Genomic DNA, 21,439 nt, shown 5'->3' on the forward strand with positions numbered 1-21,439 from the left:
CCGCTGCTCATTCTTCCACTCGTCGCCATAAAATACTTCCTATGACCAGCAGCAGGAACCGGACAGCGCTTTTCGCACTCGTATGCGCCATCATCCTCGTCACACTCGAGGTGGCCGTCTTTAACATAGGCACATGGCTCTCCCCTGCTGCGAATGCGGCGGTGACCTGCCAGCTGAGTGAGCTCAGCAGCCGCACCAGCACGCAGTCCAGCCACAGCTCCTGCACCTCCACCCTCGACGGCGCGAGCCTGAACGACGGTATCCTCACCATACACGACTTCGGCGCCACGCTCACGCTCACCGTGCCGAAAGACGCCGCCGACCGCGGTATCCGTACGCTGTCGTTCACTCCTGGACAGCCGGGACAAAACACTACGAGAAGCGGCACCTCCTCATCGTCGGAAAAGACTGCCTCATCCTTCTTCTCCTCCCTGACTATCGGCGAAAAAACCGTAACCTTACGCGCAGACCGCCCCACCTTCGTCTTCCTCCCCGAGACTGTCACGAACCAGATCCGCCAGAGTGGCCATCTCACTCTTCACTTCCTCAGCGGGTCGCAGAGCACACCGTCCCTGGACCAGAACACCCCCACGCGCATTCCGCTGAGCTCCATCACGCTGAACGCGCGCAAGCCCTTTCACATCAGTCTCACGCGTCTGACGCTCCTCGCCATCATCGCTGCCCTCGTCTGGGCTCTGCGCCCACGCTCACGGCTTCACGCCACCGTCCTCGACCCGAGCTCGAGAGTTCAGAAGCTCGCTTTCTGGCTGCTCTTCGCGGCGCCCATCGCCATCCTGAGCCTCGTTCAAGTGGCAAATAACGGCTTCTTCGTCGGCACTGACCAGTGGCACGATACGCATAATTACATCTACTCCTACCGCCACTATATCCTCGTGGCGGAAAGCATTCTCGAAGGCCACCCGTGGGTGAACCTCCCTGTCGATCCCGCGTTTGACGCCCTCGCGAACCCCTATGATCCGCAGCTGAGGAATACCATTCTCGCTCAGGATCCTACGCCGCACATCTACTGGGATTTCGCGTTTTATAACCATCACTGGTATTCGTACTTCGGTGTCCTTCCTGCCCTCGCCTTTTATCTGCCATTCCATGCCATCTTCGACCAGTGGCCGTCCATTTTTACCATTATTCTGCCGCTCATGGCCGCGTCCATCATCCTCCTGAGCGCTACCACCATCCGCTTTATTCATCGCTACTTCCCGGAGGCGAGCGTAGCGCATAGCATTATCGCGATTATCACGCTGCTCATCGGGCTGAATTTCCTGCCGCTCGTAGCAGCCACCACTATCTATGTGGTCGCGTTTTCGAGCGCTCTGTTCGTCTCCTCACTGGGACTGTTTATCTGGATGCGCGTCTCGCCGGAGCGTTCGAAGCGCGAGAACCGCATCCGCATGGCCGCCGGCTCGCTCCTCCTCGCGCTGAGCGTGGCCTGCCGCCCCACCTTCATCTTCATGGCCATCCTCGTGCTGCCTATCTTCCTCGAGCTCGTCTGGGGTACGCGCCTGCTCGACGTCGCGCGCGAGGCTCTCGTCTGCATTCTTCCGGCTGTGCTCGGGCTTCTGCCTGCGCTCTGGTATAACGTCTGGCGTTTTGGTTCTGTGTTCAATTTCGGCGCACAGTACCAGATCACCGTCACCGACATGCGTCACCTCCACCCCACCTGGCTCGCCACACTCGAAGGCATGGGATACTACCTCTTTACGCCTCTGCACTTTAACCCGAATGCGCCCTACCTCGAAACGCCACACATCCTCACAAGTACGTGGATTCACCGAGAGACCATCATCGCAGGCTTCTTCGTCTTTACTCCCGTGGTCTTCGTAGCACTGCTCAGTGTGCTCCTGCCATCTGTGCGACGCGCACTGAAGCCTCGATTCCTGTGGCTCTATCCTGTGTGTGGCACGCTCATGGGACTGTTCCTGTGCATGTTCATCACACGCAGCGGAGGCCTCGCCTGGAGATACTACATCGATTTCTCCTGGGCCTTCGTCTTCGGATCCTTCGCTCCGCTGATGGCGCTCCTCGTTCAGAAGAAAAAGCGTAGCACGTGGCTCTTCGCGGGGCTTACCATCTACCAGGTGCTTGTCCTTCTCCTCACCGTGTTCATAGGAAATCGATTTGACACGCTGACCCAGTATGCGCCGAGCATCTGGTCTAGTGTGACGGATGCTCTGACTCTTCTTCCTTAGCTTCAGCGAGCTTTCTCTGCTCGCGGTAAGATTCTATGGCCATCTCCGTGTGTGCCCAGAGCGTGGTGATGACCACGCTGAGGAGGACTCCAGCCACAGTGCCCAGCAGGCGGAAGATAGCGTAGAGGACGCGGTCTTCGCCGAACTGGACGAGCATGACGAGAGCCAGAGAGATCATGGTTATCTTCCACGAACCCGATGGCAGCTTAAAGACATAAAAGAGCGAGCCGATGAGGATAATGGCAGTGAATGCGAGGCCCACGAAGATGTACGGGTTTCCGCCGAAGTGGTCATCGATGATGACCACGAGCAGTCCAGACAAGCCACCGAACATCGTGCCTATGAGACGACGCCATCCGAGCTTGCGCGCTTCCTTTCGGTCTATCTGCGTGCACACCACCACTGCGGTAGCCATGGGGGTGGTGAAGTAATGGATGGTGAAAAGCGAGACCACCGCTACGATGGCTATGCCCACAGCCACTTCTATCTCCAGCGTGGTGACGCGAGGACGGTGGACATGGTCGGTCAGCTTATCCAAGTAGCCGAGAATGCGGTTTCGGATGGTGGGCTCACTCATAATCAGAAGAGAAGACTTTCTAGGACGCGGAGAGTTTCTTCCATCATATACCGGAAAGAGGAAGATTCTGGCAGAAGGGACACAGCCATATACCCTGGCGTCTCGAAGTCGAAGAAGTATCCCGGAGCACTCATGGCATGAGCCTGCTCGAGAAGAGCTAACCCAAGCTCGTCATCATCGATGCTCGCCGGATAGCGCAGGAGCGCACTCCATCCGCCCTCAGTGCGTAGTACAGAGACCACACCGGAGGTATCCGAGACGAGATAATTCTGCAGCCACGCGAGGTTCTCCGCACAGCGCTGGCGAATGCGAGCAGTCTGAGCATCTGCCTGCTGAAGCAGCGGCGGAATCTCTCGCGAAACGAGCGAGGACATGGGCAGGAAGTCATCCGCTATCATGTCGAGACGTCTCTGCGCTTCAGTCACCTCCGCAGAAGGCCCACTCACATAAATCCAGCCCACTTTCACATCCGGAGCGCCCAGCATCTTCGAGAACCCATCGAGTGCGAAGGTGAGAACGCGGCTCTCTCCCACGAAACGCGAGCGACCGGGAAAAGCGTCGAGAGGAAAATCATAAAAGACCTCATCAGCGATGATGGCCACCCCATACTTCTCACACAGGTCCAGAATCCGCGCACGCTCTTCGGCTTTCACATACGACTGAGTCGGATTATTCGGATTAATGAGAACGATAGCCTTCACCGGATGAGGCGTGTCGTAGTAGCGGGAGAATTGGCCTTCGATGTCTGCATAATCGATGGTCCACGAGCCGTCGTAGCGCAGACGGTACGGCACAGCCTCAGCCGCCGTCAGCGCGCAAATCGACTCGATGAGCGGGTAGCCGGGCTGCGGAAAAAGCACGCGGTCACCCGCGTCGCACAGCAGCATGGTCAGCCACGCGTAGGCCTGCGAGGTCGAATCCAGCAGATACAGCCGCTCAGCGTCCACCACACGCCCGTAGCGCACACTCAAAAACGAGGCCAGCGCACGGCGAGCCTCCTCAGAGCCGCGAGCGCGCGCAGCATAGCGAAAGTCCGCTCCATGCACGCTGAGGCCCGCATGCGTGGGATTCGAATCATTCAGAGCATGCACACGAACGCCCTGAACTGCGAGCTGCTCAGAGCGCGCAGTCAGGGCATTCAGCGTCATATCTCCCGTACGGTGAGAAAAATGGTACATTTTACTCCTGGACGGACGCGTAATATGCCGCGCCCACGATGCCCGCGTCGTTCAAAAGCGCGGCCGGAACGATAGGCGTCTGAATGTTTATAAACTCGAAGAACTTCTCGCTCTTCTTCGACACACCGCCGCCGACCACGAAGACGTCCGGACTGAAAAGCTTCTCCATAGTGGAGTAATACTTCGTCAGACGCTTACCCCACTTCTTCCACGTCAGCTCGTTCGCCGAACGGGCAGAATCCGCAGCATACTTTTCCGCATCCTTACCCTCAAGCTCGATGTGTCCGAGCTCAGTATTCGGCACAAGCACGCCATTCATAATGAGCGCCGTGCCGATGCCCGTGCCGAGCGTGGTAGCGATGACCAGGCCCTTCGTGTCCTTCGCTGCACCGAACTGGGCTTCGGCCAGGCCCGCCGCGTCCGCGTCATTCACCACATGCACGCGCCGACCCACATGCTCGCTCATGAACGCATTCAAGTCCACGCCTATCCACGACTGGTCGAGATTCGCTATCCAGTCCAGCTTCTTTCCACGCTTGACCGGCGCTGGGAAGGCGATGCCCACTGGCGTGCCGTCGGAGACCTCATAATGGTCGAGAATCTGCTTTACGATGTCTGCTACCGCTTCTGGCGTGGAGACCTCTGGGGTAGGAATGCGCAGGCGTTCGTCTGCGAACTTTCCATTTATGAGGTCCACGGGCGCTCCCTTAATGCCCGATCCGCCGATGTCTATGCCGAAAGCCTGTGCCGTCTCTATCATGAGGCACCTCCTCGAATTATTCGAATCTTCATCTCTGTTTGCTTCGTACTGTGCTTTTCCTCACACAGTGTTATCTTCCGCGCTCACCTCAGCCAGCGCTTCTGCCTTTATCAGTATAATGCAAGTATGAGTACTACGCATTCACAAGTCATCGATGCCATTAATGTTCGTATCTCGAATCGCATCTACAGTCCAGACCTCATCGAAGAGGGTCTGCTCAGCCAGCTCACCCAGACCATGGATGCCATGAGCCTGCTGTCTGGTGTCCGCTTCACCTTCCTGGAGAACCATCCCGAGCTTTTCGCGCGCGTGGTCGAGGAGAAGGGCGAGTTCGTGGGAGCCGCGCACGTTATCCTCCTGAGCGGTCCGGCTGGGGATAAGGAAGCGCTGGAAAAGGCCGGTTTTTACGGCGAGCGGCTCGTGCTGGCCGCCACGCTCATGGGGCTGGCGACGAGCTGGATAGATAACAGTATCGATCTGGAGGGCGCGGCGCGGCTGGCTGGGCTGGGCGAGTCGGACGGCTCGTCGGACGGCTCGTCGGACGGCTCGTCGGAGGACGGCGCGGAAGTTCCGTATGCGGGCATCGTCGTGGGATATTTCGAGGACCAGGATCACGTGCTGAAGCTTTCGTACGAAGCACGCGCTCAGCTGCAGGCCACCCATCGCGGCGGTCAGAATCTGTCTGCCCTCGGCGGCGTCACGCCAGAGAGCCCGTCCTGGTACGTCAGCGCTATTACGGCTGTGACGAAGGCCCCGTTCCCCGCGCATAAGCAGCCTATCCGCTTCCTCCTCGCCGACGACGCGCGCTCGGTCCGCGCGTTCATCGACCCGGACTTTTCGCTTGGCGTCACGCGCGACTACCTCATCATGGGCATCGATAAGCTGCACGCTCAGATAGGCGCGCACTCGGATGTCAATTCTTCCGTCTCCGGCGAGTGGTCCTGGGGAAATGGCGGAGCGTTTACTCTGAAGTAGGTGTCACGCTAGAAAAAGAGGGAGCTTCCGGGTGGAAGCTCCCTCTTTTTTCGTCCCCGAGGACTCTGCGCGTGTTCTGCGTGTGTTCTGCGCGTGCTCTACACGTGGTCTACGAAGAACTCTACGAACGGCGACGCAGTCTCAGCGCTACTCCTGCAGCTGCAGCTGCGAGAGCTGCGATGAGCGCGGGCAGAATAGCTGACCCCGTCTTCGCAAGTCCCGGCTTAGCTGGCTCGCCTGGAGTGTTCGGAACGGTAGGCACCACCTTCGTATTCGTGATAACGAATGCGTAGGCATTCTGCGCATCCTGCTCGATGTGGCTGGTGTAGCCTGATACAGCATCTTCGGATACGGAGTATTCTATCTTGTCTCCATTCTCATTTATCACTGGAAGCTTCTCGAAGACGTGCCTCCAGCCATTCTGCTCAGTGAGCGTGACGCGCTGAACTGGCTTTCCGCTAGCCAGGAGAGTCACTGTGATGTCCTGAGGCCTTGTGTTCAGGGACTTCTCGTCTCCCTTCCAGACCTTCCTCACTGTGACCTTCGTCTTCTCTACCGTAGGCTCTTCAGGCGTGCGTGGCTCGTCTGTCTCCAGAGGCATGTTATACACGGTAAAGCCTTCTACCTGAGAGCCATCTACTTTCACTGCATAGTCTGTACCATCGAAGGTAGCCTTCGAATCTGCTTCACCCACTTCGTGGACTGTGTAGGTGGCGTTCGTCTCGAGGTCTATATTCTCGAAGCGGCTCGTGAAGTTATTCGCACTATTCAGCTCGAGAGACCGGCCCGTAGATGTGCCATTCTTCAGCAGCTCCACCGTTACTGGGGTGGTCTTCTGCGTATCTGGCTCGCCCTTCGCCGTTAGCCACACCTTCTTTACTGGGATATCGAGGAAGGACTTCGGATTTGTAATGGTGAAGCCATCCTTTTCATTCCCGCTATATTCCGGCGCGTTATATCCTGGCACTGCCTCTTCTGAGACGGTGTAGGTTATCTTCTGCCCCTGCGCACCGACCACAGGCAGCTTCTCGAAGGTGTGCTTCCAGGAGTCCTGCGCAGTCAGGGTGGCAGACTGGACTGGGCTTCGATTTGCGAGAAGTGTGACGGTAATGCTCTGCGGACGCTGCTTCGCTACATCATTACGGTCATCCCAGACCTTCGTCACTGGGATATTTACCCTCTCAGCGGTAGGCACATCTGGAGTACGCGGCTCATCCGTCTCGAGTGGCATGTTATAGACAGTGAAGCCTTCGACCTGAGAACCATATACTCTCACTGCGTAGTCTGTGCCATCGAAGGTAGCCTTCGAATCCTGCTCTCCCACCTCGTGGACGTTATACGTGGCATCCGTCTCTAGCTCGATGTTCTCGAACTTTCCGGAGAATTTATTCTGCGCGTTCAGTTTCACAGTCTGCCCGGTAGGAGTGTCATTCTTCACAAGCTCCACAGTCACAGGCGTCGTCTTCTGAGTATCCGGTTCACCCTTCGCATCCAGCCACACCTTCTTCACCGGAATGTCGATGAACGACTTCGGATTCGTAATGGTAAATCCATCCGTCGCATTCCCCGAGTACTGAGGAGTACCGTAGCCTGGAACAGCATCTTCAGACACGGTATACGTTATCTTTTCACCCTGTGCATCGGCCACTGGCAGGTTTTCGAAGGTATGCTTCCACGAGTTTTCAGCATTCAGGGTGGTGCTCTGTACAGCTTCGCCGTTAGCGAGCAGATGGATGGTTACGCTCTGCGGACGCTTCTTCGCCACATCATTACGGTCATCCCAGACCTTCGTCACAGGAATATCCAGGAACTGCTTAGGATTCGTAATAGTGAAACCATCCGTCACGTTTCCAGAGTACTGAGGAGCGCCGTAGCCTGATACTGCATCTTCAGAGACGGTATACGCTATCTCATTACCTGCTTCATCATGCTTCGGGAGACCTTCAAAGGTATGCTTCCATACTCCTGAATCATCTGGCGTGATGTCTGCTTCAGCCACGGTAGCCGTCCCATTCAGGACACGCACATGGATATGGTCTGGACGCGAGTTCGCTGCATTCTCACGGTCGTTCCACACCTTCGTCACCGGTATAGAGACGAGATCCTTCTTTTTATTATCGATGGTCAGCGTGTAGTACTTTTTCGCCGGCGTAGGGTCTGGCTGAGGCTCAGGATCTTCGCCACCAGTCACCGTGATATTACGTATCTGGATAGGCTGGTCAGTATCTGCGGCACCGGCGAGAACCTGAGGAATAAGAATGTATGTCGTATCCGACGCAGTATCTTCGTAAAGGAAGAGATTATACGTGTCACGATAAGGATTCCCAGCTTCCGTATCCTCCGTATAGACAGCCTGCACATTCTTCGTCTTCAGAGCGATATCACTGAACTTCAGAGGATTATAGCTCTTCACCCAGCGCTTGAGATAGGAGTCGTAATGCATCGTCTCTTCCGTCAGAAGATTACTCGTCGTGTAATCATACAGATCATAATTCACCCTAAAGTCGCGGTCTTTATCCGCGAACTTATCTCCATCCTCAGCGCGTAGCAGCTCGAAGGAGAGCTTACGTTCCGTCGGCTGAACAGGCTGTGGTGAAGGCTGGTCAGGTGTCACCTGCTTCTCTGCTAGAGGAGAGATAGTCACATCATATCCGTCGTGATTCAGCTCCTTCACGTAGAGAATGTCAGTGGTCTTATGCCCGAAAAGCTCTGCCTGAAGATCTGTCACATCATAATGGAAGTTATTCTCCTTCGTGAGCTTCACACGCTGGATGAGCCAGTCTTTTTCCTCACCGCCCACAGTAGCCTTCGCACGAAGCTCCACCTCCACGTCATGCTTATCTGCATCTGTGACGTTCCCGCTCCACGTCTTATCCATGGAGATATCGATGAGTGGGCTGTTCGGACGACCGAAGACGACGTTACCATTTGTGCCTACGCCACCGCCAAAACTCGCAGTATTATTCGTAATCATCAGACTCGAATTTGCGCGAACGAGGTCTTTATCGAAGCCAGAATCAAGCTGAGTCTTCACGGCCAGGTCCGTATTAATATTTTTTATCTCCACTGGCTCTGCCTGAGCGCTGCCCGTACGTACTGCCCGAGTATCGGTCACATACTCCATATAGGCACCCGTATTAGCACGATTTGTCAGAGTAACGGAATAGTCGCTTCCTGTATTCTTACGGGTGCTTACCAGTCCAGATCCTTCATACGAAGCATCATTATTATCCCCGATGAACGCACCATGATCCGCATAAAAGACACCTGAACCCGTAGGACAGAACCAGATACCACCACCCGAGCGGCTATACATATTTATACCCGTTTCAGAAGTTTCATTTCTGAAGTTCCGTGTCGCTTTATTTCCCTCGATGTACGCATTTTCGAGATGAAGAGTGTAGGGATATGTACTCACATAGACACCACCACCCTGCTTTGCAGCAGAGTTTCCATCGATAACACCACCTGTGACATACGCCCCATTCGTCGATACGAAGAGACCGCCACCAGATATCCGCGAGCGATTATTCGTTATCTTTCCACCCTGCATGTTCAGCGTAACAGGGAAGTACTTACTCCACTCATCCATAAGAACAGCGTAGTTCTTTGGCTGAGCTATATCATCACCACTCACAGCCCAGTCAGAAAGGAGCATGCCGCCGCCCTGAATAGCAGCGTTCCCCGTGACTTCCACGGTACTGGTAGCAGGAATGTCTATCTTTGCAGCAGTGTGTGCAGCCAGACCCCCACCGTAGAATCCACCGTTAGCACTTATCTTTCCGCCATTGAGTGTGACTGTGGCTATCTTCTGTGTCTTAAACTGAGCCACGTTCGTAGCTTGGCGGTTTGTGCTATAGGCATCCGCGAAGCCCGCAAGTATGCCACCAGCACCTCCTTTATTTCCGGATATTTCACCGCCATTCATAGTAAAAGTAGCGCCTGGAGAGACGTTAATGCCACCAGCACCCCAGCTATCCGAGATAACACGACTAATGCCGAAAGACTTCTGATTCGATGCCTGGTTCCCGGTGATCACGCCACCATTCATGGTCATCTGAGCACCGTCACCGAGGTAGATGCCGCCTGCACCATATGCCGCAGAGAGATCACCATAGTCATTATCGCGAATAGTTCCACCATTCATCGTCACTACTGCAGATGTCCCAGTAGCGTAAATCGGTGCATTAAACAGACCACGAGAACGTGCATCGTTCTTAAACGTTCCACCGTCGAGAGTCAGTGGACCGCGAGTAAAGATAAAACCACCTTCGTTTCTTTCCGAGGAGTCATTTGGCACATTCGCTCCATCGAACGTGACACCATCGGTCACCGTAAGCGACGCATCAGCTGCCACATCCAGCATAGTGCTCTTATACGCCGCCGTCTTATACAGCCGTGCTTCTCCTCCCACAGCCGCCAGCGTCACTTTCTTACCTGTAATGCTCAGCTTCTCGGTCGCTTCATAGTCTCCAGCTGCGAGACCTATCACTACCTCGCTGCGACTGGCATCAGCCAGAGCATCCTTGAGCTCTGCATAGGAATGTACGGTCACATCCGGGGTATATGTCGGCGTATCCGCTGCGAAAGCGGGGCCACTCACCAGACCACTCACAGGCATCAGCACTGCTACCAGTACGGTTATAAGCATGACGGAATAGAGCTTTTTCGCTGCTCGTGACATAGTTCTCCCTGAGTGCCTCTCTATATAAAAGAATTTCTTCTCCATTAGGTGAATATCATAGCAAAGACTCCCCCCCCCCCAGCAAGTGAAGACATACCATCACGCCACTCTGCTACCACATCACTGTGCTACCACATCCACCTATCGTCCCATCGTGCTACCCTAGAAGAGTAAGTTTCAGGGTGAGGTGAAATTCCTCGACTGGCGGTACAGCCCGCGAGCCGCGAAAGCGGTTGATTAGGTGAGACTCCTAGGCCAACGGTACAGTCCGGATGAAGAGAAACAAGGAGACTACTATGTCTAATTCCACGTCTACTTCGACGTATTGGTCCAGCCAGCGCATCGCTATCTACGCGCTGTTCACCACGCTCGCCATCGTGCTGAGCTTTGTTCAGATACCTATCTTCCCAGCAGCGCCATTCCTCAAGTATGACCCGAGCGGCATCGTCGTCCTGCTCGCAGGCTTTGCCTATGGTCCGCTCGCTGCCGTCATTATCAGCGTCCTGAGCTCCCTGCCGCATGTGTTCACAGATCCGTTCGGCGGTCTCATCATGATGCTGTGCATTCTCGCGTTCAGCGTCCCGTCCGCATGGCTGTACTCGAAGAGACGCACCCGCATAGGCGCCTTCGCATCCATGATTCTCGGCGCAGTTTTGTTCATTATCACAGCTATAGGCCTGAACCTTCTCATTACGCCGTTCTACTACGCTACTCCATTCAGCGCTGTAGTGGCCATGATTCTACCTATCCTTCTTCCGTTTAACGTGATGAAGGCTGTCATACACCTCCTCATTACTGTGCTGTGCTACAAACCTATCACCGGACTCCTCAAGTCCTTCTCCGCCTCACAGTCTGCTAGCCGCCGCGTATGAGTGCAGCTGTCGAGCTCAGCCATGTGAGCTTTTCGTACGATGGTGAGCGTGATGTTCTACAGGACATCTCGCTTACGGTTCCCCGCGGACAGTGGCTTACCATAGTAGGCGCGAATGGCAGCGGTAAGTCTACACTTTCGCGCCTTCTTTCTGCTGTGAGTGCTCCCACATCCGGCACGCTTACTGTCCTCGGGAACACGTTATTCGATGCGGGCGGCGTGCACCGCGACGCATACATCCGCGCTCGGCATGCGCTGTCTTACGTCACGCAGAATCCGGAAGACCACATCGTGGGCGCGACCGTGAAGGATGACGTGGCTTTCGAACCGGAGAACCTGGGCTTTGCGCCGTGTGATACGGCTTCTGCCGTCCAGCACGCGCTCGGTCAGACGGGCATGCTCACGTTCAGCGACACCGACCCGCAGCATCTGTCCGGCGGTCAGCAGCAGCGCGTGGCCATAGCATCCGCGCTGGCTGCTTCGCCAGACCTGCTTATCTTAGATGAACCGTTCGCGTATGTGGACGTGGCTGCCCGCAGGTCAATTCTTTCGTCTCTTTCAGCGCAGCACTCGCGAGGCGTGACCATCATTATCATCACGCACCACGAGTCTGTAGCTGCCCTCGGCGAGAGGGTCATCACGCTAGGAGAAGGGAGAATTGTCCATGACGGGAAGCCTCACGACGTGAGCGCAGACGAGAGCATCAGTGCCGAACGCATCCCTGTACCAGTACAGAACGAGGTAGCTCAGCCGGTCCTCGCAGCGAAAAATCTCACCTATGCATACGACGGACGAAGTGTGCTCGAAAACGTGAACGTGAGCGTGGCGCGCGGCGAATTCGTCACGCTCAGCGGGCCGAACGGAACAGGAAAAAGTACTCTCGCGTATCTGCTCGCCGGCGCATTCCAGCCGACGTCGGGCAGTGTCATCTCTCATGCCGAGCGCATCGGCCTCGTCTTGCAGAAGCCGGAAAAGCAGCTCTTCGCCGAAAGCGTGCGCGAGGACATCGCCTTCGGGCCGCGTAACCTCGGCCTGAGCGCAGACGAGGTAGATGCGCGCGTCGCCCAAATGGCAGAATTTCTCGGTATCACAGACCTTCTCGACAGCCCGGTGTGGAATCTCTCGGGCGGGCAGCAGCGTCTCGTGGCCATAGCCGGAACACTCGCCATGAAACCGGACGTACTCATTCTCGATGAACCGACCGCCGGCCTCGACACGCACGTGGAAGCACGGCTGCTCAGCGTGCTCGAAGCGCTGCACGAACAGGGCATGACCATCCTCATGATCACGCATTCGCTCGCGCATATCCGTCAGCTCGCCACGCGTGCCATTCTGCTTGAGCCTCCTTCGTATGCCGCTGATCCGTCCGTCACGCCTGAGGACGCGGTCACCGCTCCCCTCTCGCGTTTCGATCCACGCGCACTGACCACGGTGACGCTGCTCACGCTGTTTACATCCTTCGCACTGCACACGCCTGCCCAGCTTGGTCTCGGTGTTCTCGTGGCGCTTGCCTATGTTCTGCTTGCACATATACGGCCATCCGAACTCGTCACAGAGCTCCACGGATTCTGGATCTTCATCGCGTTTATGGGGCTGTTTAATCTTTTCTTCGTGCAAAGCGGGGCTGAGCTCGTTCAGTTCGGTCCGGTGCGTCTGACGGATGCGGGTGTGTGGGCTGGTGTACTCTATGCCGGACGCTTCGCACTGCTGGCCGTCGTGGCCGTGAGTGTGCTGCACATCCTCCCGCCAGCACGTATCACCGATGCTGTGGAATCTCTGTGCGGGGGACTGAAGCGACTCGGGTGGCCAGTGCATGAGCTTTCCTTGATGATGTCCCTGTCCCTACGCTTCATCCCCATTCTCACACGGGATGTACGCTCGCTCATAACGGCACAGGAGCTGCGCGGTGGGACCATTCGTCACGGAAGCCTCGCTGTTCGTGCTCGCTCCGCGCAAGCGCTCATCGTGCCGTCCTTTGCGAACGCTCTGCGTCACGCGGATAAACTCAGTGTGGCTCTGGATATTCGCGGATTTGACAGCTCGGCCACACGCGTACCGTGGCGTGTGATGCGTATGACGGGGCGCGACTGGGCTCTCGTGGCTGCATTCGTAGTGTATCTGGCGGCTGTGGTGGGGCTGTATTTCGTGAGCTTTGTGTAGTGGGGCTGGGCTTGGATCTGGGGCTGGGGACGGTCTGGGGCTGCGCCTGGATCTGGGTGGCATCGGATATGAAAAGTGCGACTTTTCTAGAAGTTCGTGGAAAAAATCTACAAGCAAGCCGAAATTTTTCAATGAACTTCTAGAAAAGTCGCACTTTTTACTTCTAGGATCTCCTCCGCACAGCACACTTCGCGTGCCAGTCCATGTCCTCTTTGTAAAAACTGAAGGCGCCCCTTTTGGGACGCCTTCATTACCCTCGTTTACTTAGTCTTCAGCAGGAGCCTCAGCAGGAGCTTCAGCAGTCTGGTCTGCGGCAGTCTCAGTCTCTGCTTCCGCCGCCACCTCAGGCTCAGCCTCCGCCGTCTCGAACGGCACCGCCGTAAAGATAAATTCGCCGAGGATCCCCTCGCCTTCTGCATCCACGCGAATCTGCTCGTTATCGTGCAGTTCGCCCAGCAGAATCTTCTCGGACACTGCATCCTCGATGTCACGCTGGATTACGCGACGCAGTGGACGTGCGCCGAGCAGAGGGTCGAAGCCCTTCTGTGCCAGCAGGTCCTTCGCCGCATCCGTCAGCTCCACAGACATGTGACGCTCGAAGAGGCGGTCGTTCAGACGAGCCACGTCGAGATCCACTATCTGACGCACCTGAGGCTCCGTGAGCTGCTGGAAGACGATGATGTCATCCAGTCGGTTCAGGAACTCAGGACGGAACTGGCTCTTCAGCTCCGTGGACACCTGGTCCTTCATGCGCTGATAGGAAGTCTGCGTGTCTCCACTGAGGTTAAAGCCAGTGTTCGCGGACTGGGATATCTTACTGGTACCCAGGTTCGTGGTCAGGATGATAATGGTGTTCTTAAAGTCCACCTTACGTCCCTGACCATCGGTCAAGTGGCCATCATCCAGCACCTGCAGCAACGTGTTAAAGATGTCCGGATGAGCCTTCTCTATCTCATCGAAAAGCACCACGGAGAATGGCTTGCGGCGGACCTTTTCAGTCAGCTCGCCACCCTCATCGTAGCCCACATATCCTGGAGGGGCACCGAAGAGGCGCGAAGCCGCATACTTCTCGCCGAACTCGGACATATCGATGCGGATGAGCGCATCGTCATCGTCGAAGAGGAACTGCGCCAGGCTCTTCGCCAGCTCGGTCTTACCCACACCCGTAGGCCCTGCGAAGATGAACGAGCCAGAAGGACGCTTCGGATCCTTCAGTCCCACGCGAGCGCGGCGAATAGAGCGAGCCAGTGCAGTGACAGCTTCATCCTGGCCGATGATGCGCTTATGGAGCTCAGACTCCATGGACAGCAGCTTCTTCGACTCTTCCTGTGTGAGCTTGAACACTGGGATGCCAGTGGTCGAAGAGATGACCTGTGCGATGACTTCCTCATCCACCACCATGGACACATCCGACTCGCCTTCACGCCAGGCCTGCTCGCGGTCCTTACGCTGCTTTTCCAGACCCTCCTGCTCGTCGCGCAGAGATGCAGCCTTTTCAAACTCCTGCTGAGCGATGGCCTCATCCTTCTGGGACTTGAGCTGAGCGATGCGCTTGTCCATCTCCTTCAGCTCTGGCGGAGCAGTAAGGCGACGGATACGCAGACGCGCTCCTGCTTCATCGATGAGGTCTATAGCCTTATCTGGCAGATGACGGTCCTGAATGTAACGTGCAGACAGCTCAGCGGCGGACTGCAGGGCCTTATCCGTGATGGTCACGCGGTGGTGGTCTTCATAGTTCTTACGAAGACCCTTGAGGATCTCGATGGTATCTGCGATGCTTGGCTCGTTCACCTGAATAGGCTGGAAACGACGTTCGAGAGCAGCATCTTTCTCGATGTACTTGCGGTACTCGTCCGTGGTAGTAGCACCGATGGTCTGTAGCTCGCCACGCGCGAGCATAGGCTTGAGCATATCCGAAGCACCCATAGCGCCATCTGCCGAGCCTGCGCCCACGATGGTGTGAATCTCATCGATGAACAGCACCACGTCCCCGCGTGTCTGAATCTCCTTGAGTACTTTCTTCAGGCGCTCTTCAAAGTCACCACGGTAGCGCGAGCCCGCTATCATGGAGCCAAGGTCCAGCGAGTAAATCTGCTTATCCTTCAGCGTTTCTGGAACATCCCCAGCCACGACCTTCTGCGCCAAACCTTCTACTACAGCGGTCTTACCCACGCCCGGTTCACCGATGAGTACAGGATTATTCTTCGTACGGCGGCTGAGCACCACCATAACGCGCTGAATCTCAGCACTTCGACCTATGACTGGGTCGAGCTTCCCATCGCGTGCCTGCTGGGTGAGGTTACGACCGAACTGGTCGAGCAGAGCAGAGCCGGACTGGTTCTGCTTATTCGCCACATTACCCGAGTTCGCGAGCTCGCCGTCCGAGTTCGTGTCATGCGTGTCGCGGATAGCATCGATGACCGACGTACGCAGTTCCGTCAGGTCCACGCTCATCTTCAGCAGAACCTGCGTACCCACGCCTTCGCCCTCGTGGATGAGGCCGAGCAGGATGTGCTCTGTGCCGATGTAGCTGTGGCCCAGCTGCAGTGCTTCGCGCAAGGACAGCTCAAGCACCTGCTTTGCGTGAGGAGTGAACGGAATGTGGCCGGATGGTGCCACACTTCCCTTCCCTATCATTTCCTCGACCTGGGCTTTCGTCGCCTCGAACTGTACGCCCTTCGCCTCCAGAGCCTTCGCTGCTACACCCTCGCCCTCGCGAATAAGGCCGAGAAGCAGGTGCTCCGTGCCGATGTAGTTATGCTGGAGCGAGCGCGCTTCTTCCTGAGCGAGCACGATAACGCGCCGCGCTCGGTCGGTAAAACGTTCAAACATTCCTGTCCTCCATTACTTCTTACTATCTTCTACTCTACAGGTTTTCCTGAACTTCTGCTGAGTGTTCGCGAGAATTCCACCTGAGAGCACAAAAACTTGCGTGCGTTCGACTCAAGTTTTGCGTTTTCTCGTGTGTCAATTTTCCCTCCTCATAAATGGGTGTACACTGAAGAAAAGGAGTCATCATGGACACACAGATTACACATCCTCAGCTGGCTCAGATAGCCGTCGGAGTCGATGGCACGCCAGAGTCTTTCGCTGCCCTGACATGGGCTATGCGCGAAGCATCCGTCACCGGTCAGAAAGTGCATGCCATCTACGGATGGACACACTCGTGGGATCTGGGAGATGAGCCCCAGACGCCGAAAGACTGGGAACGTGTGCGGCACATTATTAATGACGAGCTGCGTTCCTGGGCAGACGAGGCCTCGGTAGATACGAACTTCGACATGTCCGCACTCAAGCTCACGTCCGTCCACGCGGCTGGCACCACTGCTCTGCTCGATATAGGTCAGCGTGCACATCAAATAGTGGTGGGTAGACGCACCATGAATGTAGTAGCCCGCTGGTTCCTCGGGTCCCTGAGTGAAAACCTCGTAAACCGCGCTGCCGCACCCGTCACCGTGGTCCGCCTTATGAAAAATGATGACACAGCGCATTCGCGTTCGAGCAGCGCCCTCGAGTCTAGCATGCTCGGAGAAGGTCATCTCCTGCCTGTCGTCGTGGGGGTCGATGGCTCCCAGGTGAGCCTGCGCGCCTTAGATTTCGCCGCCGAGGCAGCACGCGCTGAGGGACGCGACCTCCACGTCTTCTACTGCTGGCAGACGAAGACACTGGCGGATTATATGCAGACGGAGCACGCTATACCTTCGGTAGCCGAGGAGGATGAGCTCGCTCGCCGCGTCCTCGACCAGATTATTCAGCAGGCAGAAATCCCCCCTGTAGTGCGAGTAACTGGTCATGCCGTACATGTTCCTGCAGCGAAGGGGCTAGCTGATGCTTCGCACTATGCGCATCGCATCATCGTAGGCTCTCGCGGGCTGGGACAGTTCGATAAGTATGCCCTCGGATCGGTCAGCCAGAAGCTACTCGATACATCCGTAGCACCCGTAACAGTGGTGCACTAGCACGTCTACTCTTCGGAGGATTCCTCTTCGGTATCCTCCGAAACATCCTCTGCATCTTCGAGGATTTCAGCTATGCGCCTCTGCTCTGCAGTAGGCTTTTCGCGTGGAGGACGTGGCACGAGGATAATCTCATCGTTATCATCCACAGTAGGCGCAGGCTGAATCCACAGGGTGGATGGTTCTGGCGGCTCTATATCCGAGTGCTCGCCACAGCCATGGTCGAGGGAAACCACACGGCCGTCATCCTGGCTCCACTTATTCGCGCACACGCCGAACATAGTGCCGAGCTCACCTTGAATCGGGACGAAGAAGCCACATGTCTGGCAGGTCTTTCCCTCCGCTACGCGTGTAGATAGAGACTTCGGACCATGAGGACCAGAGTACCAGCGGTCGGCTGTCTGAGCGCGCCCCACTGGGGACAGCACGCGAGAGCGCGCGAGCGCAAACTCATCGACTATCTCCTGCTCTTCTGACGCTTCACCAGTCTTTCGAAAAGACTCATCATCGCTGGATTCGACGGATTCAGTGGAGGAAGAATTGACCTCAGAAGAAACTCCCCGCTCTAAACGCTCATCTTCAGCATCCGTACCCAGCACATCCGTCGGAGAGATATCCTCCGGACGAATCCGGTCCTTCCACGGAATCCAGGCAGGAGCCAGAAGCGCTTCGGAAGTCGGCAGGAGTGAGGACTCATTCACAGTCCAGCGCTCAGCCTCCACATCATGGTAGAGCGTCACAGACCACTGCCAGCCTTCATACCCCTTCAGCTCCGAGGAGAAACGGAAGTCCACCACATTCTCAGCAGCGAGCACAGCCGTCACGAAGTCTCCCACGTGGTCTGCCACATCCGCCAGCTCTTCGAGCGCTGCCCGGGCCATAGCTACCGTCGCATCATCGACTGGAACGACAGCCTGGTCAGCAACAGCCTGGTCAGTGGCAGTCTGCTCGGCAGTAACCGGCTCTACAGCAGGCTGCTCACCTGCAGTCTCCTCGCCACGAGCATCGTTCTCGAGAGCACCCTCTTGCGTCATTTCCGTCATGTTCTTACCCTACTTAGTCTCTTAGTCTCTTACTAGTCTCGAAAACTAGTCCTGAACGTCGAAATTATCCGCCACAGCACGCAGCACCTGCACGAGCTTACGAGCGTCGCGCGAACGAGGATAATGCCCATGACGTAAGTCATTCCCAGCAGTATCCAGCAGCTTAATCACATCTTCTACGATAGCAGCCATATCCTCCGGATGCGGACGCGTGGCCTTCACAAGCGATGGAGCAGGAGTGAGCAGCTTCACATCACGCGCCTGAGCTCCACGCGCCGTTTCGATGCGCGAAAACTCCACACGCGTACCCTTACGCACGCTCTTCGCTCCCTCCGACAGCGCAGACATAGACATGTAGACGCGCTCACCTTCATCGGAACTTATAAAAGCATACTTATTCTGCGCGTCTACCCATACTACTTTTCCACTCGGCATTTTCGAAACCTTTTCATCCTTCTCGTCGTCTCACTTCAGGCACGCCCCGTGCATACCTGCTCTCTTAGTCTTCCTGCGCTGGGCCTTCCTGCGCTGGCCTGGCGCAGCTCTGACCTTCAGCGCCGACCTTTCAGCGCAAGTCGTAGAGCTCATAAGCCCTAGAACGCGCCGGCTGTACAGAGTGCAGAGTACAGAGTGCAGACCGTACAGCCGTTCCAGCAGTCGTTCTATCAGACCTACATTCTACCGCGAGCGACGGGACGAGTCACGCGACGCGCTTTTTTCGCTCGCAGAGAGCGAGATTTTTATCTCCGTCGTGGGGAGGATGTCTCGTTCCATCTCACGGGCTGAACGAGCCTCGCGAGCCGAACGAGCCTCATGAGCTTCCCGAACCGAACGCTCAGTAACACACTCAGCCCCGCGCCCAGCAGAAGAACGCCCCGCAGAAGAGCGCCCAGCCGTGCGCCTGCGCTTTCCGAAGATGGCCGGCGCCGTATTCTTCTCACGCAGCTTCTCCTCAGCCGGATCATTCTCGCGGAACAGTGTCGTCTGCGAGATAGGCAGCACCACGGTAAACGTGAGACCGCCACCAGGAGTGGCCGTAGCACAGATGAGACCATGATGAGCCTTTACCACAGACTGTGCTATGGACATACCCAGTCCCGTTCCACCCTTTTCCCGAGCGCGAGACGGGTCAGCTGTGTAGAAGCGTTCGAAGATGCGTGCGCGGTTCTCTTCACTCATACCAGGACCATGATCGCTAATGCGGATGACCACATATTCCAGCGCATGCGCATGCTTCATCAAGGAGGACACGTCGTCGAGGAACATGTTTAAAGTCTCCTGTGTGGATGGCAGTGTGGCGAAGTCGCGCGCATCCATCCTTGCTCCGACCACACTTGCGGCCACTTCTACCGGTGAGTTTGCTGGCGTATAGCGGTGGATATTCCCTATGATGTTCGTTATCACCTGCCGCATACGTACAGGATCTCCGCCCGCGCTGATGTCTGGTAGCTTTCCTGGAACGAAGGTGAGAATGTCCCCCTCATTTCCTTCATTCTGCTCGTCTGTGGCGTCGTGCATGTGGTCATGCGCCCCAGCGGCTCGCTCCTGTGCACCCGCCGAGCGCGCTTGAGCTCCCGCCTCGCGCACGGACTTCAGCACACTTCCCGCTTCGAGGTTCAGCCGTCCGAGTGTAATGACACGTTCCGGGTCGAGAGCGTGGAGGTCTTCCACCGAGTCCGCCAGAAGGTTATGGACTTTTATGGTCTGTGCGAGGTCTATGCCACGCCCCTCGTCGAGCCGCGCGAGGCTGAGGAGGTCTTCCACGAGCGCGGACATGCGTGAGCTGGATTTATCGATGTGATCGATGACCATGTCCGCACTTTCCACCGGATCCATTCCGGGCGCGTTTCTCTGCATTTTATACAGTTCCGTGCTTCCGTGGATGACGGCCAATGGCGTGCGCAGTTCGTGCGAGGCGTCCGAAACGAACCGCTTCATCTGGTTCGTTACTTCTTCCTGCTTTTTAAAGCTGCGTTCGATGCGTGAAAGCATCGTGTTCAGCGAAGCGGACAGAGAGCCTATTTCCGTGTTCTCCGGCACTTTATCCACGCGCTGAGACAGATCCCCCGCTGCTATCTTCGCCGCCGTATGTTCTATACGTTTCAGAGGGCGAAGTGAGCGACGAATGGCCAGGAACGCGAGGAATCCTGCGGAGACCACGATGGCCACAGCAGCCCATACGAAGTAGAGAGTGAGAGCCTGAGTCGTTTCGTTTACATCGAAGAGGGACAGGCCCACATAGGCGATGAGCTGCTCGCTCGTGCTCGCATTCACGAACTTAATAGCCACCACTCGCCACGGTGAATATGCCATTTTCGCCTCATAATCATTCAGCGAGACTTTATCTGCTATATCCACACTCGCCGGAACCGTCACAGGCTCATTAAAATCGAAGTTCGCATCCTTACCATCATTTCCTTCCGCAGGAAGTGTAGGAATGGATATGACACCATCATGCGCTATAGGCACGAGTGGCATGCTCACGATGTTATTATCCGCATCGCGGATTTGTACGAAATAATCGGCTGGACCGAGGTTCTGGTTTCCTGTGGTCGAGTACGGCTTCGGACGGCCCTCTGGAGCATGAATCTGACCGTTCTGGCTTCCACTCTGCCCACTCTGCCCACTCTGTGAGCCCCGGCTGAGGTACTCCCGTAAGGATGGCGCGTTATTTTTCGGCGTCATGTCCGTGCTCGGATTCTGGGTGCTGTCATTCACCGAGCTGCTCGCATTCTCATTTTGCAGGAAACGCAGATTATTCACCACAAGAGTGGCCTGACGCATAATCTGCGTATCCATCTTCTGGAGAAGCGCCGAAGAGACGAGCTGCTGGGAAGCTATCACCAGCACAGAACTCGCTATGAAGAGAAACGCGAGAACCACTGCCACGAGTCTCGTGGTCAGTGGTATGGAACTTAACTTCCACTTCAGCTTCGCACGTACAGTAGTGCGCTGAGTGGTATCTTTCGTTACGTGTGCCATGCGTCAGCTTTCTGTTTTGCGAGAGGCTCCTACAGTTTCTAGCGTG

The 21,439-nt window shown here is 56.2% G+C and carries 13 protein-coding genes and 1 riboswitch; of the genes, 5 read left to right on the plus strand and 8 right to left on the minus strand.

Annotated features, from left to right (window positions below; all coding sequences use genetic code 11):
- Positions 1-41: 41 nt before the first annotated feature.
- A complete protein-coding gene (locus ALMA_RS06085; RefSeq protein ID WP_148140276.1) occupies positions 42-2,207 on the plus strand; it encodes a hypothetical protein in 2,166 nt (721 codons plus the stop codon).
- Here ALMA_RS06085 and ALMA_RS06090 read toward each other — a convergent pair.
- Genes ALMA_RS06090 through ppgK form a run of 3 tightly spaced genes read right to left on the minus strand, consistent with a single transcriptional unit; the run spans position 2,173 to position 4,722 of the window.
- Entirely contained in the window at positions 2,173-2,784 is a 612-nt protein-coding gene (locus ALMA_RS06090; RefSeq protein WP_094726823.1) for an FUSC family protein, read from the minus strand. The genes ALMA_RS06085 and ALMA_RS06090 overlap by 35 nt on opposite strands.
- Positions 2,785-2,786: 2 nt before the next feature.
- Positions 2,787-3,962 carry a pyridoxal phosphate-dependent aminotransferase gene (locus ALMA_RS06095; RefSeq protein WP_094726824.1) on the minus strand — a complete coding sequence of 392 codons (1,176 nt, stop codon included), beginning with the start codon at positions 3,960-3,962 and terminating at the stop codon, positions 2,787-2,789.
- Position 3,963: 1 nt separating this feature from the next.
- Positions 3,964-4,722, minus strand: coding sequence for a polyphosphate--glucose phosphotransferase (ppgK, locus tag ALMA_RS06100; RefSeq protein ID WP_094726825.1), 759 nt, complete (start codon positions 4,720-4,722; stop codon positions 3,964-3,966).
- Positions 4,723-4,848: 126 nt separating this feature from the next.
- On the opposite strand from ppgK, the gene ALMA_RS06105 reads away from it, so the two are divergent.
- Positions 4,849-5,697 (plus strand): nitroreductase family protein, encoded by an 849-nt coding sequence (locus tag ALMA_RS06105; protein ID WP_094726826.1) that lies wholly within the window; start codon positions 4,849-4,851, stop codon positions 5,695-5,697.
- Positions 5,698-5,818: 121 nt separating this feature from the next.
- On the opposite strand, the gene ALMA_RS06110 is transcribed toward ALMA_RS06105, so the two are convergent.
- Entirely contained in the window at positions 5,819-10,381 is a 4,563-nt protein-coding gene (locus tag ALMA_RS06110) for a Cna B-type domain-containing protein (protein ID WP_158520674.1), read from the minus strand.
- A 169-nt stretch (positions 10,382-10,550) separates the two neighbouring features.
- A riboswitch (FMN riboswitch) is annotated at positions 10,551-10,670 on the plus strand.
- A 7-nt stretch (positions 10,671-10,677) separates the two neighbouring features.
- Here ALMA_RS06110 and ALMA_RS06115 point away from each other — a divergent pair.
- The gene (locus ALMA_RS06115) at positions 10,678-11,253 is read left to right on the plus strand and encodes an ECF transporter S component (RefSeq protein WP_094726828.1); all 576 of its coding nucleotides are present in this window, start codon (positions 10,678-10,680) and stop codon (positions 11,251-11,253) included.
- Positions 11,250-13,412, plus strand: coding sequence for an energy-coupling factor transporter ATPase (locus ALMA_RS06120; protein ID WP_094726829.1), 2,163 nt, complete (start codon positions 11,250-11,252; stop codon positions 13,410-13,412). Before ALMA_RS06115 ends, ALMA_RS06120 begins: the two co-directional genes overlap by 4 nt.
- A 264-nt stretch (positions 13,413-13,676) precedes the next feature.
- On the opposite strand, the gene ALMA_RS06125 is transcribed toward ALMA_RS06120, so the two are convergent.
- A complete protein-coding gene (locus ALMA_RS06125; RefSeq protein WP_094726830.1) occupies positions 13,677-16,244 on the minus strand; it encodes an ATP-dependent Clp protease ATP-binding subunit in 2,568 nt (855 codons plus the stop codon).
- Positions 16,245-16,429: 185 nt separating this feature from the next.
- Here ALMA_RS06125 and ALMA_RS06130 point away from each other — a divergent pair, with 185 nt between their 5' ends.
- Complete coding sequence (locus ALMA_RS06130; RefSeq protein ID WP_094726831.1) at positions 16,430-17,371, plus strand: universal stress protein; 942 nt, start codon at positions 16,430-16,432, stop codon at positions 17,369-17,371.
- 5 nt (positions 17,372-17,376) lie between these two features.
- Here ALMA_RS06130 and ALMA_RS06135 read toward each other — a convergent pair whose 3' ends face one another.
- The 3 genes from ALMA_RS06135 to ALMA_RS08325 all read right to left on the minus strand — a co-directional run bounded on the left by ALMA_RS06135 (position 17,377) and on the right by ALMA_RS08325 (position 21,393).
- Positions 17,377-18,411, minus strand: coding sequence for a DUF3027 domain-containing protein (locus ALMA_RS06135; protein WP_244568898.1), 1,035 nt, complete (start codon positions 18,409-18,411; stop codon positions 17,377-17,379).
- A 45-nt stretch (positions 18,412-18,456) separates the two neighbouring features.
- Positions 18,457-18,846, minus strand: coding sequence for a cold-shock protein (locus ALMA_RS06140; RefSeq protein ID WP_094726832.1), 390 nt, complete (start codon positions 18,844-18,846; stop codon positions 18,457-18,459).
- A 243-nt stretch (positions 18,847-19,089) separates the two neighbouring features.
- Positions 19,090-21,393: a sensor histidine kinase gene (locus ALMA_RS08325; RefSeq protein ID WP_094726833.1), complete on the minus strand. Its 2,304-nt coding sequence runs from the start codon at positions 21,391-21,393 to the stop codon at positions 19,090-19,092.
- Positions 21,394-21,439 lie beyond the last annotated feature (46 nt).

This window comes from Alloscardovia macacae, from assembly GCF_002259705.1.
Taxonomy (GTDB): Bacteria; Actinomycetota; Actinomycetes; order Actinomycetales; family Bifidobacteriaceae; genus Alloscardovia; species Alloscardovia macacae.

Excerpts from the sequence above, each read along its gene's own strand:
- ALMA_RS06085 (WP_148140276.1), top strand. The coding sequence starts at position 42 with ATGACCAGCAGCAGGAACCGGACAGCGCTTTTCGCACTCGTATGCGCC.
- ALMA_RS06090 (WP_094726823.1), bottom strand. The coding sequence starts at position 2,784 with ATGAGTGAGCCCACCATCCGAAACCGCATTCTCGGCTACTTGGATAAG.
- ALMA_RS06095 (WP_094726824.1), bottom strand. The coding sequence starts at position 3,962 with ATGTACCATTTTTCTCACCGTACGGGAGATATGACGCTGAATGCCCTG.
- ppgK (WP_094726825.1), bottom strand. The coding sequence starts at position 4,722 with ATGATAGAGACGGCACAGGCTTTCGGCATAGACATCGGCGGATCGGGC.
- ALMA_RS06105 (WP_094726826.1), top strand. The coding sequence starts at position 4,849 with ATGAGTACTACGCATTCACAAGTCATCGATGCCATTAATGTTCGTATC.
- ALMA_RS06110 (WP_158520674.1), bottom strand. The coding sequence starts at position 10,381 with ATGTCACGAGCAGCGAAAAAGCTCTATTCCGTCATGCTTATAACCGTA.
- ALMA_RS06115 (WP_094726828.1), top strand. The coding sequence starts at position 10,678 with ATGTCTAATTCCACGTCTACTTCGACGTATTGGTCCAGCCAGCGCATC.
- ALMA_RS06120 (WP_094726829.1), top strand. The coding sequence starts at position 11,250 with ATGAGTGCAGCTGTCGAGCTCAGCCATGTGAGCTTTTCGTACGATGGT.
- ALMA_RS06125 (WP_094726830.1), bottom strand. The coding sequence starts at position 16,244 with ATGTTTGAACGTTTTACCGACCGAGCGCGGCGCGTTATCGTGCTCGCT.
- ALMA_RS06130 (WP_094726831.1), top strand. The coding sequence starts at position 16,430 with ATGGACACACAGATTACACATCCTCAGCTGGCTCAGATAGCCGTCGGA.
- ALMA_RS06135 (WP_244568898.1), bottom strand. The coding sequence starts at position 18,411 with ATGACGGAAATGACGCAAGAGGGTGCTCTCGAGAACGATGCTCGTGGC.
- ALMA_RS06140 (WP_094726832.1), bottom strand. The coding sequence starts at position 18,846 with ATGCCGAGTGGAAAAGTAGTATGGGTAGACGCGCAGAATAAGTATGCT.
- ALMA_RS08325 (WP_094726833.1), bottom strand. The coding sequence starts at position 21,393 with ATGGCACACGTAACGAAAGATACCACTCAGCGCACTACTGTACGTGCG.